Origin of the sequence: Orientia tsutsugamushi str. Boryong (assembly GCF_000063545.1) — a bacterium.
GTDB lineage: Bacteria > Pseudomonadota > Alphaproteobacteria > Rickettsiales > Rickettsiaceae > Orientia > Orientia tsutsugamushi_C.
The window spans coordinates 173,538-189,816 of the sequence record NC_009488.1 but is presented as its reverse complement, the minus strand read 5'-3'; the positions used below and the strand labels follow the sequence as shown (position 1 = coordinate 189,816).

At 30.0% G+C, this 16,279-nt stretch carries 17 protein-coding genes, 1 tRNA gene and 10 pseudogenes; 14 read left to right on the top strand and 14 right to left on the bottom strand.

The annotated features are described in order from the left end of the window. Window positions 1–23: 23 nt before the first annotated feature. From OTBS_RS00950 to OTBS_RS00940, 3 genes are all read right to left on the bottom strand, one after another. Window positions 24–776 (bottom strand): hypothetical protein, encoded by a 753-nt coding sequence (locus OTBS_RS00950; RefSeq protein ID WP_041621084.1) that lies wholly within the window; start codon window positions 774–776, stop codon window positions 24–26. 716 nt (window positions 777–1,492) lie between these two features. After that, the gene (locus OTBS_RS00945; RefSeq protein WP_041621083.1) at window positions 1,493–2,749 is read right to left on the bottom strand and encodes an MFS transporter; all 1,257 of its coding nucleotides are present in this window, start codon (window positions 2,747–2,749) and stop codon (window positions 1,493–1,495) included. A gap of 17 nt (window positions 2,750–2,766) precedes the next feature. After that, window positions 2,767–3,639, bottom strand: coding sequence for a DMT family transporter (locus OTBS_RS00940; protein WP_011944327.1), 873 nt, complete (start codon window positions 3,637–3,639; stop codon window positions 2,767–2,769). Between the two features lie 242 nt (window positions 3,640–3,881). Between OTBS_RS00940 and rpmB the strand changes: the two genes are divergently transcribed. The 11 genes and pseudogenes from rpmB to OTBS_RS00895 all read left to right on the top strand — a co-directional run bounded on the left by rpmB (window position 3,882) and on the right by OTBS_RS00895 (window position 7,926). Then, the gene (rpmB, locus tag OTBS_RS00935) at window positions 3,882–4,172 is read left to right on the top strand and encodes a 50S ribosomal protein L28 (protein WP_011944326.1); all 291 of its coding nucleotides are present in this window, start codon (window positions 3,882–3,884) and stop codon (window positions 4,170–4,172) included. Window positions 4,173–4,181: 9 nt separating this feature from the next. Next, window positions 4,182–4,406, top strand: coding sequence for a 50S ribosomal protein L31 (rpmE, locus tag OTBS_RS00930; RefSeq protein ID WP_011944325.1), 225 nt, complete (start codon window positions 4,182–4,184; stop codon window positions 4,404–4,406). A gap of 83 nt (window positions 4,407–4,489) precedes the next feature. Beyond that, window positions 4,490–4,564, top strand: a tRNA-Met gene (locus OTBS_RS00925). Window positions 4,565–4,683: 119 nt separating this feature from the next. Further along, window positions 4,684–4,905: a hypothetical protein gene (locus OTBS_RS00920; protein WP_011944324.1), complete on the top strand. Its 222-nt coding sequence runs from the start codon at window positions 4,684–4,686 to the stop codon at window positions 4,903–4,905. A 136-nt stretch (window positions 4,906–5,041) separates the two neighbouring features. Then, on the top strand, window positions 5,042–5,209 hold the full coding sequence (locus tag OTBS_RS00915) for a Trm112 family protein (protein ID WP_011944323.1): 168 nt from the start codon (window positions 5,042–5,044) through the stop codon (window positions 5,207–5,209). Between the two features lie 929 nt (window positions 5,210–6,138). Next, window positions 6,139–6,324 (top strand): hypothetical protein, encoded by a 186-nt coding sequence (locus OTBS_RS15720; RefSeq protein ID WP_041621082.1) that lies wholly within the window; start codon window positions 6,139–6,141, stop codon window positions 6,322–6,324. After that, complete coding sequence (locus tag OTBS_RS17770; protein WP_332370160.1) at window positions 6,321–6,410, top strand: hypothetical protein; 90 nt, start codon at window positions 6,321–6,323, stop codon at window positions 6,408–6,410. The genes OTBS_RS15720 and OTBS_RS17770 overlap by 4 nt, the downstream gene beginning before the upstream one ends. A gap of 16 nt (window positions 6,411–6,426) precedes the next feature. Continuing rightward, window positions 6,427–6,723: pseudogene (locus OTBS_RS17765) on the top strand (conjugal transfer protein); the annotation flags it as partial. Beyond that, complete coding sequence (locus tag OTBS_RS00905) at window positions 6,720–7,082, top strand: hypothetical protein (RefSeq protein WP_041621409.1); 363 nt, start codon at window positions 6,720–6,722, stop codon at window positions 7,080–7,082. The pseudogene OTBS_RS17765 and the gene OTBS_RS00905, both read left to right, overlap by 4 nt. A gap of 297 nt (window positions 7,083–7,379) precedes the next feature. Continuing rightward, window positions 7,380–7,686 (top strand): annotated as a pseudogene (locus OTBS_RS00900) (hypothetical protein). A 57-nt stretch (window positions 7,687–7,743) separates the two neighbouring features. Beyond that, window positions 7,744–7,926 carry a hypothetical protein gene (locus tag OTBS_RS00895; protein ID WP_011944322.1) on the top strand — a complete coding sequence of 61 codons (183 nt, stop codon included), beginning with the start codon at window positions 7,744–7,746 and terminating at the stop codon, window positions 7,924–7,926. 76 nt (window positions 7,927–8,002) lie between these two features. Here the strand turns inward: OTBS_RS00895 and OTBS_RS15710 are convergent. Together OTBS_RS15710 and OTBS_RS13680 are read right to left on the bottom strand one after the other, a co-directional pair. Beyond that, a pseudogene (locus OTBS_RS15710) lies at window positions 8,003–8,221 on the bottom strand (conjugal transfer protein); the annotation flags it as partial. 1 nt (window position 8,222) lies between these two features. Continuing rightward, window positions 8,223–8,404: pseudogene (locus tag OTBS_RS13680) on the bottom strand (IS5/IS1182 family transposase); the annotation flags it as partial. A 3-nt stretch (window positions 8,405–8,407) separates the two neighbouring features. Here OTBS_RS13680 and OTBS_RS13675 point away from each other — a divergent pair. Beyond that, a pseudogene (locus tag OTBS_RS13675) lies at window positions 8,408–8,675 on the top strand (transposase); the annotation flags it as partial. A gap of 795 nt (window positions 8,676–9,470) precedes the next feature. Here the strand turns inward: OTBS_RS13675 and OTBS_RS00885 are convergent. From OTBS_RS00885 to miaB, 3 genes are all read right to left on the bottom strand, one after another. Then, window positions 9,471–9,812 (bottom strand): DUF2610 domain-containing protein, encoded by a 342-nt coding sequence (locus OTBS_RS00885; protein WP_011944320.1) that lies wholly within the window; start codon window positions 9,810–9,812, stop codon window positions 9,471–9,473. 140 nt (window positions 9,813–9,952) lie between these two features. Further along, entirely contained in the window at window positions 9,953–10,789 is an 837-nt protein-coding gene (gene hemF, locus OTBS_RS00880) for an oxygen-dependent coproporphyrinogen oxidase (RefSeq protein WP_041621081.1), read from the bottom strand. A gap of 163 nt (window positions 10,790–10,952) precedes the next feature. After that, a complete protein-coding gene (miaB, locus tag OTBS_RS00875) occupies window positions 10,953–12,302 on the bottom strand; it encodes a tRNA (N6-isopentenyl adenosine(37)-C2)-methylthiotransferase MiaB (RefSeq protein WP_011944318.1) in 1,350 nt (449 codons plus the stop codon). A gap of 290 nt (window positions 12,303–12,592) precedes the next feature. On the opposite strand from miaB, the gene OTBS_RS00870 reads away from it, so the two are divergent. Continuing rightward, entirely contained in the window at window positions 12,593–13,510 is a 918-nt protein-coding gene (locus OTBS_RS00870; protein ID WP_011944317.1) for a S49 family peptidase, read from the top strand. Window positions 13,511–13,733: 223 nt separating this feature from the next. Here the strand turns inward: OTBS_RS00870 and OTBS_RS10990 are convergent. The 6 genes and pseudogenes from OTBS_RS10990 to OTBS_RS15700 all read right to left on the bottom strand — a co-directional run. Continuing rightward, window positions 13,734–14,156: pseudogene (locus OTBS_RS10990) on the bottom strand (hypothetical protein); the annotation flags it as partial. 94 nt (window positions 14,157–14,250) lie between these two features. Then, window positions 14,251–14,706 (bottom strand): annotated as a pseudogene (locus OTBS_RS15705) (conjugal transfer protein TraC); the annotation flags it as partial. A gap of 61 nt (window positions 14,707–14,767) precedes the next feature. Continuing rightward, a complete protein-coding gene (locus OTBS_RS00865) occupies window positions 14,768–14,983 on the bottom strand; it encodes a hypothetical protein (protein ID WP_041621080.1) in 216 nt (71 codons plus the stop codon). Next, window positions 14,922–15,315: pseudogene (locus tag OTBS_RS00860) on the bottom strand (hypothetical protein). The gene OTBS_RS00865 and the pseudogene OTBS_RS00860 overlap by 62 nt, the downstream one beginning before the upstream one ends. A gap of 4 nt (window positions 15,316–15,319) precedes the next feature. After that, window positions 15,320–15,457, bottom strand: a pseudogene (locus tag OTBS_RS10985) (conjugal transfer protein); the annotation flags it as partial. A gap of 267 nt (window positions 15,458–15,724) precedes the next feature. After that, entirely contained in the window at window positions 15,725–15,850 is a 126-nt protein-coding gene (locus tag OTBS_RS15700) for a syntaphilin domain-containing protein (protein ID WP_231108566.1), read from the bottom strand. Window positions 15,851–16,024: 174 nt separating this feature from the next. Here OTBS_RS15700 and OTBS_RS15695 point away from each other — a divergent pair. Continuing rightward, a pseudogene (locus OTBS_RS15695) lies at window positions 16,025–16,120 on the top strand (IS5/IS1182 family transposase); the annotation flags it as partial. Window positions 16,121–16,279: the final 159 nt, after the last annotated feature.

The window sequence follows — 16,279 nt, the reverse complement described above, 5'->3', positions numbered from 1 at the left end:
ACGCAAACGCAATACATTCATAGTTACTTACTATATCCACCTTTTTTACCTTTTGGAGTTGTTTTTGGAGTAGCGGAAGGATTAAGATTGCTGCTTAGCTGTTTTGTAGTTTCTAAAAAAGATGCTGAAGAGCTTGCTAAAGCTTCAGAAGATCCTAGTAAAGATTTTTTATTATGCTTGCTCTTGCTGCTATCCTCCTCATCTCTTGTGCTGCCATGCCCATACTTTTGAGCTAGTTGTTCAGCAAGTGCTGCAAATCCTACAGCTCCACCTTTGAGTGAAGTATGTGCTGCTTCTTCTGGTGATGGATTTGTTGCCCCAATACCTTTTTCAGGAGTAGTGCTACTTATTGTACTACTATAAAGCTTTTTAAATTTATTACATACGTTTTGTAGCATACTAGGGTCTTCTCGTACAACCTTTTCAGCTTCTTCAATAAAACTACTAATTTTATCTATAGAGTTGGATACACTTTGATCTGGTTCTCCTGTTATCCATTCCTTGATTGTTGATATAAACTTAGTAAGTGCTTTTATTAATGATGTCCAAATAGGTTCAGTATTAGTAGTCTCGTTATTTAATTTCAGCTTTTCTAGTTCTTCCTGTGAGCTCGTTAGCCCATCTAAAAGCTTCTTTGATTGCTCAGTAAGTCCATGCTTCTTGATATACTTGTCGAGTGGTTGCTCTAAACCTTTTAATGCTTGTTCTAATTCTACTATTTTAGTAACTAATTGTTCTTCTTTATCTTCTGATGAATCTGAAACTGTACGTGGCATATTAGTAATACTACTATAAATTGATAAAAACTACATTAATTATAATTGTTATATTGAAAATAGCAAATTAAAATATTTTGAGAATGTGAGATGTGAAGTTATGTATATGATTGTTTGACTATGAAAATAGATTAAACATGTTGTTCTGCCAAGGTAGCCTGTGTTGATATATGCAAAGAAGTGATTCGATATAAAAAAATATAAAAAGCTATTAGGACAATGTACTCTGCTCGAAAGTGGATCGAAATCGTGAGAGGAAGATTAGATTACTAGTATTATGTGGTTAGAGACTAGGCTAGAATTGTAAGGTTAACATAAGCGAACTACTGATAAATGTCGTTATTAATAAAAATCCAAAGATACTGTAAGGCTTTGCTTAAAAGAGAAGTGATCTGGTTATTTGCTTTGGCACTTGGCAATACGTAGACTTTAAGATCACCTGTAGATAGGTAGAACACAACACATTTATGTTATATATAGATAGAACACAATAAGCCTGTATCTCTTCCAATTTGGAATGTGAGCCGTAAGGTAAGCTGATGAAGGTATAGGTAACAGAAAAAACAAATGCTATAGCTAACCTAGTATAAAACAGTTATGTTATATACTTTTTGAAAAGTATATCTAAGTCATAGTGATAGTCAAACTATTATGACTATTTTATAGTAGTTTGGTTATAGCAAGATCAATTTTTAATATATTCTATCATATATTTCTTATATATCTGAACTTGGTTTATATAAACATATTCCTATCAAGCTTATAAGTGAGCAAGCTGTAATATAATATGCTACAGAATTAAGAGATCCTGTAGTTTGCACTAAATATTCAAAAATAATTGGAGCAGTTCCACCAAAAATACTTACTGAAATATTGTATGATAAAGATAATGCTGTATTTCTAATGTTATTAGAATACAATGCACTTTGCATAGCTGGTTCAGACCCTATATATAATGCCGCTAAAATCGCTATTGCAACTTGAGCACAAATAACTAGATTAAAGTTTTCTTGCTCTAGTAATTGAGTTATGAATCCAATAGATAATATAATTAACGTAATGATTGTTGTGTATAATTTTTTAGCTCCTATTCGATCATATAGCCATCCACTAAGCAGTGTAACTATAGCCATTATTATACAGCAACACCTGTTTAGAAAATCAATTGCTATTTTATCAAATCCTTTATTAAACTCTAAGTAATTTATTAAATACGCTGCTTCAAAGTAAAATATAACTGATCCAGTAGAGTTAATCATAATAGAAATTAATATGTCTTTCCAGTGTAATCTCAAAGTTTTTCTGAGTGGAAAATTTTCAATTTTATTAGCAGTTTTCATCTGCTTAAAAATTGGAGTGTCCTGAATAGCATATTTAATATAAATGCCTAGTAAAATTATTGGAGAGCCAAGTAAAAATGGAATGCGCCAGCCCCAATTATTAAACTGTTCTGGAGTTAGAATAGATTTTATTAAGTATGATGTTAGTAACCCTAGCAATATACCTATACACAAGCTCGACATCAACAGACTAGCAAGTAGTCCATGGTTTTTTTTATTGCTATGTTCAATTAAGAATGATACCGAACCTGTTAAATTGCCTCCGACAGATAATCCTTGTAGCAACCTAGTTATGGTGATAATAATAGTAGCACTGATTCCTATTGATTGATAAGTAGGCAAAATGCCGATAAGTGTAGTTGGTAAAGAAATGCATATTACTGACATTGCTACTGCTTCTTTTCTACCAAGTTTATCTCCTATAATACCAAAAAATATACCTCCAATTGGCCTAACTAAATATCCTACTGCAAAAACTAAGAATGCTTCTAATAAAATAGCTGATTGATTAGCTTTTGGAAAAAAGTTGTTTGCAATAGTAATGGAGAAATGAATGAATAACGTATAATCATACCACTCAAAGATATTAGCAATACAGCTACTTAGAATAATTTTGTAATTTTTGTTTAGCATTTAAAAATTAATAATTTTTAATGTTTGTTGATATTAGATTTTTCAGTATAAAATATGAAAGTAGTTGAAAAAATTAAAATTGCTCCTCCAAACCAAATATAATAGCTTACTGCTTCGTTAAAATATAAAAATCCAGCTATAGCAGAAAGTATTAGTTCTATGTAGCGGTAAGGAGCAACAGCGCTACTATCTACTAAACTAAAAGCTTTAAGAAGAAAATAGAGAATTAAATTAGCGCTACAACCTAAAATAAAAATTAAAGGCCAATAGGTATAGTTTAGAGGTTTCCATGAGTAATATGCAAATGGTAATGCCACAATAGTCGTGAAAAAAGCAGAATAAAATAACATTGATAGCATTGATTCGCTATTAACAAATTTTTTATTAATAATATCAAGTATAGCAAAAATAAACGCTGATAAGAACAGCACTAAAATTCTAATATCAAATATTGTTTTAGTTGTTGGTATTGAAATTATTACTCCTATAAATCCTAATATAGTAGCAACCCATCTATACCATTTAACATATTCGTTGAGTACTAGATTAGCTAAAATTAATGTAATTAATGGAATAGAAAAAGATATAATTGTTACTGATGCTACAGAAGTGATTGTTAACCCATATACCCATGTTGATAGAGAGCAAAATAATAATATTCCTCTTAGAAAATGTATTTTTAATGTTTTGCTCTTAAGAGTTTTTATACCAGTAAACAATATGAATGGTATTAGTGCTAAAGTGCTTCCAAAAGACCTCAGAAATGATATTTGAGCAGCGCTAAGACTTAAGCCTATTTTTTTGGATATTATATCATTTAGCACACTACTTAATAATGCCAGAACAAACCAAAAAACTCCTTTCAAATAGTTATGTAAGTCAGAATTCATAATTCTTAAGTTGCAAATGCATGTATGTTTTACCTGTTAAGTTTTAATATATCAAAATTAGCTTTTACAAATGAGCATTTTGTATTAATGTACTAAAAATTATTAATTATACAGATTATATAGTAATTTTCCATACAACTAGACAATTTTATAAATAAATAAAATTATAGCTTGACACAATGCTAGTAAGTGTTAGTATAAGGTACTTAACATTGTAATAGTTAAATAGTTTTAAGATTAATATGTCAAGAGTTTGTGAATTAACAGGTGTAAGTGTTCAATCAGGACATAATGTATCTCATTCTCAAAGAAAAACTAAGCGTAAATTTTTGCCTAATTTACAAAATGTGTCTTTGTTTAGTGATAGCCTTAAAAAGGCTTTTAAATTTAAAGTTGTGGCAAGAGCAATCAGAACACTAGATAAAGTTGGGGGATTAGATTGTTATCTTTTATCTGCTAGTGATAAAATTTTATCTAAGTTTGCTATAGAAGTAAAGAAGATCATTAAAAACAATGGAAGTAAAAGTAGTTAAATTTTGATTATGAAAAAGAATATTCATCCTCCTTATAAGCGGCTATTTGTTAAAATTAGTGGTGATACTTTTGAAGTTATGTCTACATATCCTGGTGATGAGGTTTTAATGGACGTGGATTATAGAACACATCCTGCATGGACTGGAAAAGGAAGAAACGTATTTGATACATCAAATAAGAATATTAATGAATTTAATAACAGGTTTCCAGGGTTATTCACTACTAAAAAATAGTTGTTTTTAGTATAATGTTGTTATATACTGTAATACAGTGTCAGCGTTATAAATTTAAGAAGAATATTAAGTTATAAGTTTAACGCGGAGTAGAGCAGTGGTAGCTCGTCAGGCTCATAACCTGAAGGTCATAGGTTCAAGTCCTATCTCCGCAACCATTTTTTTCTTTGAGTATGCAAAGTTTTAGTAGCGCTTATACTTGAAGTATTTTACAAAGATTAAATTTTTAACATTATATCCATCACCAAAGCATCAATCTAATAATTAGGAGTTAAAAATGTCTAAGGGTAAAGCAAAAACTGCATCTAAGAATAACCCTACTGTTCGTGAAGTGGCCAAGGGTTATTTTTATAATAAGCAAAAAATTAAGCCTGTAAAATTAATAACTTCATCTCGCTCTTTCTTAGCAGCTGAATATGAAAGCACGGGCGAAGTAGTTCTAGATTTAGATGGCCAACCAATTACTTGGCAACAAGCTGTATTATCCATTGATAATTAGTAGAGCTAAGTTAATTAATTAAATTACTTAGCTCTAAAATGCATAATTAACTGCATTATATTATTAGTTTGATATTAAGTAATTTTTACTAATTTTTTTTGTTAAATAGTACCTTGCATAAGTTCTATAAGTAATTATGAAGATTTCTACTAGCCTTCTCAACATTTTAGTATGTCCGGTTACTAAAAGTAAGTTAGTTTATGACGAAAAAAGTAGCACTTTAATAAGCAAGGAAGCTAGATTAGCTTATCCAATTAAAAATGGAATACCTGTATTATTGCCAGATCAAGCTATAAGAATTTAAACTTGTAAAATTAGTAGAGTTATAGGTAGTGTATTTAAAATTTTTTTTTTGACTTACTTAGCGCATAAACAGTTACGCAATTTAACTTGTGCATCATCAAAAAGCTAAAAAGTTTGATTTATATAGTCAATGTTCTTGTACAATCATAAAAGCTAGATGGACTTTTATACAAAGTAAGGAATAGTAGGTGCGTCAAGATAAGGTGAATTAATCTTACTGGTTAAAGACCAGTTATGGAAGGAGAAGCTAGCTCAACCATATAGCGAATCTTGTGCAGTTGAAGGTAACGACAGTAGTAAAGCGTAGACAGTGAAACATTCGAACTGAAACCAAATGGTGAACGTGATATCCCAGAAAGTATGATGTAGTGGAAGCCTATATGTTCTAGAACATAGTAGGCAAAAGAAGATTGGAGGTCAAACTAGTGAAAATACAAAAAATTTTCAACCACCGGGGTCGCAGGTGTCAGCGAGTTTGTAAAGATTAATGACACAACTTGAGAAGTCCTTATAAGTCTTACGTAATTAAGTAAGTATTCAAAGTACAAGTGATGAAATATAAGGCTTTGGAGATGGTGTAAGGATGGCTGAGTTAGCCAATTGATACATGAATTTAACTGTAGCTGTATTAATATTATTTGTCAATATGACAATAATATCTTGATGTTAATTGCGGAAATATAACGTAAATTTATGTCTAATATTTGGCTAGTTGAAGTGCTAATTTTTAATCCAGCAACTTGAATTTATAGTTGATAAGCTTAGAGTAACCTTCAATTGATAACGTCGCTTAAAAATATTTTTTATTTTTACAAAAGTATTTGCTATTCAATAAAAACCATACTACAGACTATAAGTTTAAGCTAATTTTAAAAATTAATAAGTTATTATTTAATTACTTCAATTTTAAATTAATGAAGGGTGATAAATATGCCAGTAAAAGTATTTAAATTTACACAAGCAGCATTAAATAAAATAAAAGTACCAACCAAAGAAGAAAAAATAATCAAGTTTAGAGATATAACACAAAGGAACTTACTGTTTATAATATCATATACTGGATTTAGAAGACTATATTTAGGAATAAACATTAATGGCGTGTATTATATAAAATGAAAATAGGAGATTCGCCCGATCTAACGGTAGCAGAAGCTAGAAAAAAGATACAGCAGTTAAAAAGGGATATTGCTAAAGGAGAATAAACCCAATGGATGAAAGAATGAGGTAGAAAGACAAATAGCAGACATGAAGGTTGTATTCAGTAATACTGAATCTTCAAATAAATTTTTTCAGAATCATTTGCAATTTGTTAAAGGCTCAAATGTATCTTCAGTCTTTTTTTCAAAGAATGTTGAAGTGATAAATGAATGGAGTATTAATTAGTGGAACGCTTCGTTATTGGTTTAGCGATAGTAAACATATAGCTGTCGATAAGACTTACTTTCTGACTTACAAGCGAACTCTAATTACCTTTTATTGTTGACTGGTGTTAAAGAGAATGAGATAAAAAAATGAGTATGAGAGTTTTGAGGTTTATGATAGGTTTGATTGGACTAGTAGGCGTTAGTAATATATATGCAGTAGAATATGAGTTAGAAGCTGACAATTTACTAAAGCTTGAGATTTCTGATAGTGGGCCAACAAGAATTAATCTTAAAAATGAAAAAATCAATGATATTTTTATGTACCCTCAAAATGCAGCTGAAGTTGTAGTTCATGAGTCTGGATATTTGTTTATTGCTCCACGAGAAGAAGGAAACAAAGTTTATTTAACTGTAATAGGAGAATACAAAACAATTCAAGATTTAATGTTAACTTTTACTCCAAAAACTCCCAGCCCTGTAATGCTTTTGTTAATGCTGCTACAAAAATAGAGGAAAATGATAATTCAAAACAAAACAATACCAACTTGTTCAGTAATGATGTTAATACAAAAGAATTAACAGCAAAACCTTCTAAAAAACAAAGTAGAAATACTAAGGAAAAATAAAACTGGCTTAAAATGCTAGTTTTTACTTCAAAGACTTAAAGTTCTGGAAGGAACGCTGAAACTCACTTCAAAGTAAAATTTTATTCAACGTGGAATTCACTAGCACTATGAGAATAATGCAAAATTTACTAATAAGCAATAACAATGTTCATATATCAAATATCAAAAATCTCGACTAAATATGCTAAAACCTACATTTGGAATACAGTGGAATAATGTAGTTGTAGGGCTGTTAATTATTATAATTACTGCTTGTGTTTTTTCTTTTGAGCCAGCATTAGCTGATACTCTTGAAGGGCAGTTTAATAAAATAGACTGACTTTTTAGTGGAAAACTAAAAACCCAATAGGTATATCAAGTGCAACTATTTTATCATCGATTTGGGCTGTAGCAAGAGGTAATATAAAGCTTGCCGGAGTAATGGTAGCAAATTGGTGTTATTTTAGGCTTTTACCTAGTGAATTGCTGGTGGTATGAAGATAAATTAGTACTCAATCAATTTATTGATAAGGTAGAAACATTAACATTCAAAAAGCGGAGGAATAGTGGAACAGGACAATAATAATACAAAAGAAGAATACTTAGAGCTAAATGACAAAGCAAAAGCTGAATCTGCTATTAGGTCTAATAACAAATTATCAGAATTAGCGAGTATTATTCGCCGAAAGCCAGTAATTGCCTTAACTTTTATAAGCATAACAATAATGGTTGTACTGATAAATATTTGATCATTATTTACATTTACACAATCATCATTCTCAAATATAGACAAAATGTTTAGAAAATCTTTCTCGATCAAAATCCTTATGTATGCTTGCGTTCACCTTGACTCTGTTTTGATTTAAATAAATTAATAAGATATTTTTTTGGTTTTTTCGGTGAAGTGTTAACAACATCTAGGCCTTGAACTGCTTTAGCTTGCCTGTAGCATAGAATACAACGTCTTTTTGATTTAATTTTTGATGTTTCAACTTTCTCAAGATTATTAATATCAAAAACGCCTTGAGCAACCATATCCTTTATAAGGATTTTTCTTGCTTTTTTTCTTTGGTAATTCAGAATTATTGTGCATTTTTTGTATACCTTGATATCTTGTATCAGTAATTGCTTTAACCTTAGGATGGATAAGAATTTTGGATTTCTTATAGAAAAATCTGTATATATTACTTAGTGTGTTTGCTTGTCTACAACTATTTGAGTTTTTAATGGCTGACCAATGGTCTACGTTTATTTACTAATCTTCATAAAGATATGAAAACATATTTATTGGATATACAAGATAAGCGGTTATTAAATAAACGTTCTTTAATTGAGTCTGTTTTTAATGTACGTACTAAAAAAACATATCCATTTAGAGCATACTAGACACCTTTCTCCTCTTAATTTCTTTGTTCATATAATTGTTTCTCTTGCTAGTTATTCTATCTCTAAACTTAATCCCCATCTTATCTCTTCTTCTCTTGACTCCTTATCCTAAATTGACGTTTATAACTCAAGTAATATAGATAATAATTTTTACAATCCTTGCATGAAGATACATAAAAATATGTCGCTATTGTTAATAACTCAGCTAAGGACAACTTCCCATCTCTGTTTCTTTGATTACCACTTGGTATTAATCTCTTTCTTTCTCACTCTTGATATATCTTGCAAAAATTGTCTATTAAATAGTATACTGTTATAATACATTTTTTCATGTTGGGTTATTCATTGTTTATTTAAATTTTTTTATAACTCAACATTCTCTCTTTGTATACCTTTTATTCTCTACATTTCATATTTCCACTTATCCTAATCTGGCGTTTGTAACAATAAAAAATATTTTTAAGTAATGTTATCAACTATAAATTTAAGTTGCTTTATTAAAAATTAGCACTCCAACTAGCTAAATATTAGACATAAATTCATGATATATTTCTGCAATTGACATCAAGATATTATTGTCATATTGACAAATAATATTAATACAGCTACAGTTAAATTTTATCAACTCAAACTAAGAATAAACTAAATAGCAGCTTTTATAAAGCGTATAAAGCTTACAGTAACTTTTGTACTAACTTATTTCTTCTGGTTAGTTAAATTCTCTTAAACGTGGAATGTATTGCCCTGACGGCGGCCTCATACATAGGGTCACCCATTGGCATATATCAGTAAGCTTCTGTTCGTAGAACAACACGGTTAATCAGTTCTTACCATTAAACAAAATCATATACATAACTTCACATCGCACTATATTAAACACTTTGCTTATTTTTGCAAAATAATTTGTCTAGTCATTTGGATTGTCGCTGCTAACTGTAGCTTGGCTTTCTTGCTTGGCTTGATTATTATTATCTTGATCATTGTTATCAGTAGCTGTGTTATTATTGCCCTGTGCAGATCCCAAAGCATACACCACCAATTCCTCTATGGGCACTTGATATTTTTTTGATAATTCTACCAATTGTGTTATTGAATCCATTACTTCAGCTGGAATTACACCTCCTCTTTCAGTAGATAACCAATTTGCTTGAAAATGCAAAGGATGCTGATCTGGTTTTGGCTGTCCTATCATTACTGTAAAAGGAGCTATTTGACCACCAAAATTACAATTAATTACAAGCTTTTTCATTTTAAATTCAGTATATAGGTTATTGTCTTATTAATATTTCAGTGATAGCTTAATTTTTATACTACATTATATTATTTCATTTTCATAATATTAGTAAATACTATACTTTATATTCTTTGTTTTTAATTTGTTATAATAATTTATGGCCACTTTACTTCAGGTGGAAGTGACATTAATATAGCATCAATGTTACCATCAGTCATTAATCCAAATTTAGTACCTCTATCATATAATAAATTAAATTCCACATATCTTCCGCGTTTAACTAGTAGAGCTTCATATTGGCTATTGCTCCATGGCAAAAACATTTTGCTTTTTACAATATCAGGATAAATAGCTAAAAAAGCTTCTCCAATATTCTTAGTAAAATTAAAATCCGTATCAAAGTTTTTGCTATTTAGATAATCATAAAATATTCCTCCAACTCCTCTAAACTCTTTTCTATGAGGCAAATAAAAATAATTATCGCACGCCGCTTTAAATTTTTCATAATATGATGGGTTATATTTATCACATACTAGTTGAAAAGCCTGATGAAATTTTTTAGTCTCAAGCTTATCCGGATATAATGGTGTTAAATCACTTCCACCTCCAAACCAATAGTTGTTAGTTTGTAAATATCTGGTATTGAAATGCACAGCTGGAACTAGAGGAGATTTCATATGCGCTACTACTGAAATACCTGTAGCAAAAAAATTAGAACCATAATTAGCGCAAGGTATGATATCACATAATGCTATTGGTACATCTCCATAAACTTTTGAAATATTAACTCCAACCTTAGCAAATACATTACCTCGCATTATCGACATTTCTCCACCACCACCACCAGCTCTGCTCCACTGACTCTGAATAAATTTAGCTACTTTAACTTTTTTGTTACTTGCGTAATGCTGTTCTATTAGTTCAAAGGTTTTGATAAGCTCATCTCGTAGTTCTTTAAACCATTGATAACATTTTTCCTGATATTCAATCATAAATCTCAAACTTAGCTTACTGTATTTGAGTTTTTATATACCATAGCTTTTGAATAGTTAAAATGAAAGAGGTTGAAAATTAGTGCTTCCAATGACCACGCCTTATGTTAGTGTGTTGAATTATGCTACTAAAAAGTTAATTTTATGCATAATATGTTACTTTTTAACTATTTGGACAAACCTCTCCAAATAGACTTGAAGCTGAAGCACTCAAGATCTTTACATTAACTATTTTACCATATAGATTATTATCTTTCTCATTCATAATACAAACAGATTGCATATAAGGTGTCTTACCGATTATTTGACCGTCATACTTACCATCACGATCAAATAATACCGGCACTACCTTACCAATTAATTTTTGATTGCATTCTAGCTGCTGCAGCATTAGCTGAGCCTGCAATATACTTAACCTATGCTGTTTTACTTCTTCGGAAATTTGCTGTTTAACGGCTGCAGGAGTACCTGGTCTTTGACTATATTTAAAGGAATAGCATTGTCCAAACTTAGCCTCTTTAGCTAAACTCAAAGTTGCCTCAAAATCCTCATCATCTTCTCCTGGAAAGCCTACAATAATATCACTAGAAATTACTATATCAGGCCTTAACTCTCTTAATTGTTGAATGATTTCCAAATATCGTTCTCTAGTATGTCTTCTATTCATTAACTTTAATATTTTATTAGAACCAGATTGAACAGGCAAATGTAAAAAAGGCATTAACTTCTCTTCTGTTGCATGTAAAGATAATAACTGATCAGTCATATCATTTGGATGAGAAGTAATATATCTAATTCTTTTAATTTTATCTATCTTAGCAACATATTTAATTAGGTCAGCTAAACTACACTCTTTACCATTCTCATCTTTCCCATGATACGCACTTACATTTTGTCCTACTAATACAACTTCTTTAGCACCTTGTTGAGCGATGTTAAGAACTTCACGATAAACTTGTTCAAGAGGTCTTGAAAACTCAGCTCCTCTAGTATAAGGTACAACACAAAATGTACAAAATTTATCACATCCTTCTTGAACAGATACTAAGCCACTCACAGTAGGTGATTTTAAAACTTCAGGAAGTTTATTAAATTTAGCCGCTTCAACAAAATCTAAATCGATTAAATGATTTTCTGTACCACTATCTAATTTTTCAAGCATAGTTGGTAAATTATAATATGACTGAGGGCCAACGATGATGTTAACTGCTGGCTCTCGAATAAAAATTTCTTCTCCTTCAGCCTGCCCAACGCATCCTGCTACTATTATTTTAGCTTTACTTTTACCAGCTTTAAGCCGACTCTGCTGCAATTTTTTAATTCTGCCTAATTCAGAGTACATTTTTTCTGATGCTTTTTCCCTTATATGGCAAGTATTTAATATTATTACACTAGCATCTGCCATATTTGCAACAATATTATAGCCTTGAGTTTCTAGTAGATCTACCATACGATTCGAGTCATAAACATTCATCTGACAGCCATATGTTTTTATATACAACATTTTATTCATAATCACTTAACTACTAAATTCTCTAGTTTATCTGTATTATTTAATTAAAAAACTATGTTGATGTAAAATACTATACCAAATTTAAAATATACTTGCCTTATATTAAAACACAAGATATTTTCCTTGAAATTATTTTGAAGATAATATTATTATTTTATTTTATCTTAAAAAGAGCTGTTATATTATAACTACTTTTTTAATATAGCACAGGGTTTATAATCAATAAAAAATTTGAAATTATAAATTCTATGTGTTTATATAGCAACCATATAAATTAGAGGATACTCAGCATGGAAATTATTAGTAAAAATCATACTAATTCTTTAGATAAGGCAATATTGCGACAACCAGCTAGTAAAATTGACAAATTATTATCTTGCTTACATTGCAGTTTGTTGAATAACAAGAGTGTGGTATCAGTTATTCACTTAACTGGTATTATTGGTAAGGTTGGTAGTTTTAAGTCTGGGCTTACTTTACATACATTAAATTCTGTAATAGAAAAAGCTTTTTCATTTAAGAAATTAACCGCTGTATGCTTGGTAGTAAATTCTCCTGGTGGTTCTCCTGTACAATCAGAATTAATAGCAAGCAGAATTCTTCAGCTATCAAATCAAAAAAATGTGCCTGTATATAGCTTTGTTGAGGATGTCGCAGCATCAGGAGGATATTGGTTAGCTTGTGCTGGCAAAAAGATTTACGCTTCTAAAAGTTCGATCATTGGCAGCATAGGTGTTATTTATATGGGATTTGGTCTGCATGAAGCAATAGGCAAGCTTGGCATTAAGCGAAGAGTTTATACTTCTGGAAATAATAAATCTATATTAGATCCATTCATGCCAGAAAAAGATAGTGATATAAAAATCATTCAAAACTTGCAGAAAAAGATACATAATCATTTTATCAGTTATATTAAATCAAGGCGAGGAGATAAAATTACTCAAGAAGATAAAGTTATTTATAATGGTGAGTTTTGGTCTGGAGAGCAAGCTTTAGAATATGGATTAATAGATGGCATAAACGATATGTATAGCTTTCTAAATACCAAATATGGTGATTCTATTAAAATAGAGTATGTATCTACTAAGCAAAGTTGGATCAAACGAAAGTTAGGTTTGATAATAGATATTGGAGCTGATAGTCTTGTTCAAAAAACATTAAAAGCTATTGAACATAATGCATCTACTAATAAGTATAACTTACATTAATAAGTAGTTAGAAATAATTGAGAAGAATAAAAAAAGTTCTTTTTATTCTTCTGTTAGAACCACATTGTGCTAAATTTAAGAATGATCTCAAGAACCATCTATATGTAGGTTATGATAATAACTATGCCAACGCCAGATTAGGATAAGATGGAAGAAGTGAGGTATACAAAGAGATAATGCTGGGTTGTAAAGAAGAGTTTAAATAAAAATATAACAACCCACCAAGTAGTTCAAAATTATAAATGCCAGAGATCAAATTAAATCTAATACCTAATCTTTTACGTCTATTTCGATATTTATCAGCAATAATTTTGAACCGTTTTAGCATACCAATAACGTTTTCATACACAACTCTTTCTCCTGCTAACCTACGATTATTCTTTTTATCATTTTTAGTTATAGGATAAGAAACAATTAGAAATATGTAATATACAATCCTAAATTAGCGTATATAGAAATAAGTACGGTATTCTCTAAGGTATTCTAAATCCATCAGCAACTGTTCATCCAAATTGAGCTTATTTTTACACCCGACTTTTGGTTTTTTAAGACCATAAGCTTGCCTCAAAATATCTACCATCTTTGAGAATGTTACCTTCCTTACTCCTGTTAATCGACGAAATTTTTCATCCTCTAACTCTTTAATCTAATCAAATTTCATTATTACTTCAAATCAGATATTTATAACACCATTCTACATCATTGTTTACTTTCAAAGAAGTCTATTGCTTGCTTTGGCTTTGTTCAACTAATTGCATTGTTAGTGCAGCTAATAATACAGCTACATGATCATATTTGCATGGTACAAAATACCATCGACTGCGTCTTAACACCGAGCAAAACGCAGATGCAGATTGTTTAGCTTTTTTTGTTTTATTAAACATAATAACATTGAAGTGAACATTAACAACTCTATCACTGTTCTGTAAGGCAGCTACTACACCTGCTAGATCTTCTTCTGCTTGCTGTATATCAAAATTTTTCCCATTCCTACATTAATATTTCTTTCTAGTGCTTCTCTTTTGGTTATAGCTACAGTCCTTTCCATCGCTTGATTTGGTAAAATTTGCAGACCAAAATGAATCAGGAAATTTGATTTTATATATTTATCACGACGTATTTCATTGTCTAAAAAAATACATGGCAGATAATTTGCACTCTGCCAGCCTCTTTCTTGCTTCTAGGATGATAATAAGACATTTTTTTGATTTTTTTGGCTGAAGTGTTAACAACAGCTACGCTTTGAATTGCTTTAGCTCACCTGTAGCATAGAATACAGCGTCTTTTTGTTTTGATTTTTGATGTTTCAACTTTCTCAAGATTATTAGTATCAAAAACTCCTTGAGCAGCCATATTCTTTATTTCATATAGAGATTTGCATTTTTGCTCTTTAGAAATTTTACAGTCAAAATCACTTTCGAAAAAGAAGCTGGTTAGGCTCATACAGCATAATAACAATAATAAAAACTTCATTTTTTCCTGAAGTAGCATTAACAAGCATTACATAGCTTAGAGTTTTTGGAAAAAATTAACATTAAATCTTGAGTGGTTTTGTGTTTTCCTATTACTGTTAAATAAACATTGTTTTCTTCTTTTCGTAGTGCAATAAATTTCAGCTGCATTTTGAGGGTACATAAAAATATCATTAATTTTTTCATCTTTAAGATTAATTCTTGTTGGCCACTATCAGAAATCTCAAGCTTTAGCAAATTATCAGCTTCTAACCCATATTCTACCGCATATATATCACTAAACTTGATTAAAGCAATAACCCCTATCATAAACCTCAAAACTCTAATACTCATTTTTTTATTTCATTAACAAAAGGTAATTAGGGATTCGCTTGTAAGTCAAAAGGTAAGACTTATTGACAGCTACATGTTTACTATCGCTAAACCAATAACAAAGCGCTCCACTAATTAATACTTCATCCTTTATCACTTCAACTGTTATATATCTAGATCTTGATTCTTGCTTGTGCTTTTTTATTATATACAGGATTTTTATCTAATAATCTCCAGTCTATAGCCTTATTAAATATAGGACTTAAGTGTTTTAGAATACTGTTTGCTGTTACATAGTTCTTCTTTTCTTTATTTCATCAAAAATTTTCTGAATATCTTCTCTGCTAATCTCTGATATCTTTTTATTGCATAAAGATGCTGCATACTTCAATATATTTTTCATACATCTGTTTAAATGTTAGTTCATTTTCTAATTTAAGTCTCTTCTTTCTTTATTTATCTTCCGTCTTTTCTCAATTAAATTTATTCCTCTGGCAATATCCATTTTTAACTGCTGTATCTTTTTTCTGGCTTCTACTACCGTTAAGTCTGGCAAATCTCCTATTTTTATATGCCATTAATGTTTATTCCTAAATATAGTCTTCTAAATTCAGTATATGATATTATAAACAGTCAGTTCCTGTCTTTTGTATCTCTAAACTTGAATGTATTTTCTTCTTTTGCTGGTACTTTTATTTTATTAGACCTCTTTCGAAACTGGTTAAGGTAGTTCAAAATTATTGCTGATAAATATCGAAATAGACGTAAAAGATTCGGTCTTAGAGTTAATTTGATCTCTGGCATTTATAATTTTGAACTACCTTAACCAGTTTCGAAAGAGGTCTATTTAATGCTGCTTGTGTAGATTTAAATACTATTACTGACATATTTATTACAATGTATAAATTTTAAATTGAAGTAATTAAATAATAACTTATTAATTTTTAAAATTAGCTTAAACTTATAGTATGTAGTATGATTTGTA

What these genes read in the sequence shown, in the direction of transcription:
- OTBS_RS00950 (WP_041621084.1), bottom strand. Translation starts at nt 776, where the DNA reads ATGCCACGTACAGTTTCAGATTCATCAGAAGATAAAGAAGAACAATTA.
- OTBS_RS00945 (WP_041621083.1), bottom strand. Translation starts at nt 2,749, where the DNA reads ATGCTAAACAAAAATTACAAAATTATTCTAAGTAGCTGTATTGCTAAT.
- OTBS_RS00940 (WP_011944327.1), bottom strand. Translation starts at nt 3,639, where the DNA reads ATGAATTCTGACTTACATAACTATTTGAAAGGAGTTTTTTGGTTTGTT.
- rpmB (WP_011944326.1), top strand. Translation starts at nt 3,882, where the DNA reads ATGTCAAGAGTTTGTGAATTAACAGGTGTAAGTGTTCAATCAGGACAT.
- rpmE (WP_011944325.1), top strand. Translation starts at nt 4,182, where the DNA reads ATGAAAAAGAATATTCATCCTCCTTATAAGCGGCTATTTGTTAAAATT.
- OTBS_RS00920 (WP_011944324.1), top strand. Translation starts at nt 4,684, where the DNA reads ATGTCTAAGGGTAAAGCAAAAACTGCATCTAAGAATAACCCTACTGTT.
- OTBS_RS00915 (WP_011944323.1), top strand. Translation starts at nt 5,042, where the DNA reads ATGAAGATTTCTACTAGCCTTCTCAACATTTTAGTATGTCCGGTTACT.
- OTBS_RS15720 (WP_041621082.1), top strand. Translation starts at nt 6,139, where the DNA reads ATGCCAGTAAAAGTATTTAAATTTACACAAGCAGCATTAAATAAAATA.
- OTBS_RS17770 (WP_332370160.1), top strand. Translation starts at nt 6,321, where the DNA reads ATGAAAATAGGAGATTCGCCCGATCTAACGGTAGCAGAAGCTAGAAAA.
- OTBS_RS00905 (WP_041621409.1), top strand. Translation starts at nt 6,720, where the DNA reads ATGAGTATGAGAGTTTTGAGGTTTATGATAGGTTTGATTGGACTAGTA.
- OTBS_RS00885 (WP_011944320.1), bottom strand. Translation starts at nt 9,812, where the DNA reads ATGAAAAAGCTTGTAATTAATTGTAATTTTGGTGGTCAAATAGCTCCT.
- hemF (WP_041621081.1), bottom strand. Translation starts at nt 10,789, where the DNA reads ATGATTGAATATCAGGAAAAATGTTATCAATGGTTTAAAGAACTACGA.
- miaB (WP_011944318.1), bottom strand. Translation starts at nt 12,302, where the DNA reads ATGAATAAAATGTTGTATATAAAAACATATGGCTGTCAGATGAATGTT.
- OTBS_RS00870 (WP_011944317.1), top strand. Translation starts at nt 12,593, where the DNA reads ATGGAAATTATTAGTAAAAATCATACTAATTCTTTAGATAAGGCAATA.
- OTBS_RS00865 (WP_041621080.1), bottom strand. Translation starts at nt 14,983, where the DNA reads ATGAAGTTTTTATTATTGTTATTATGCTGTATGAGCCTAACCAGCTTC.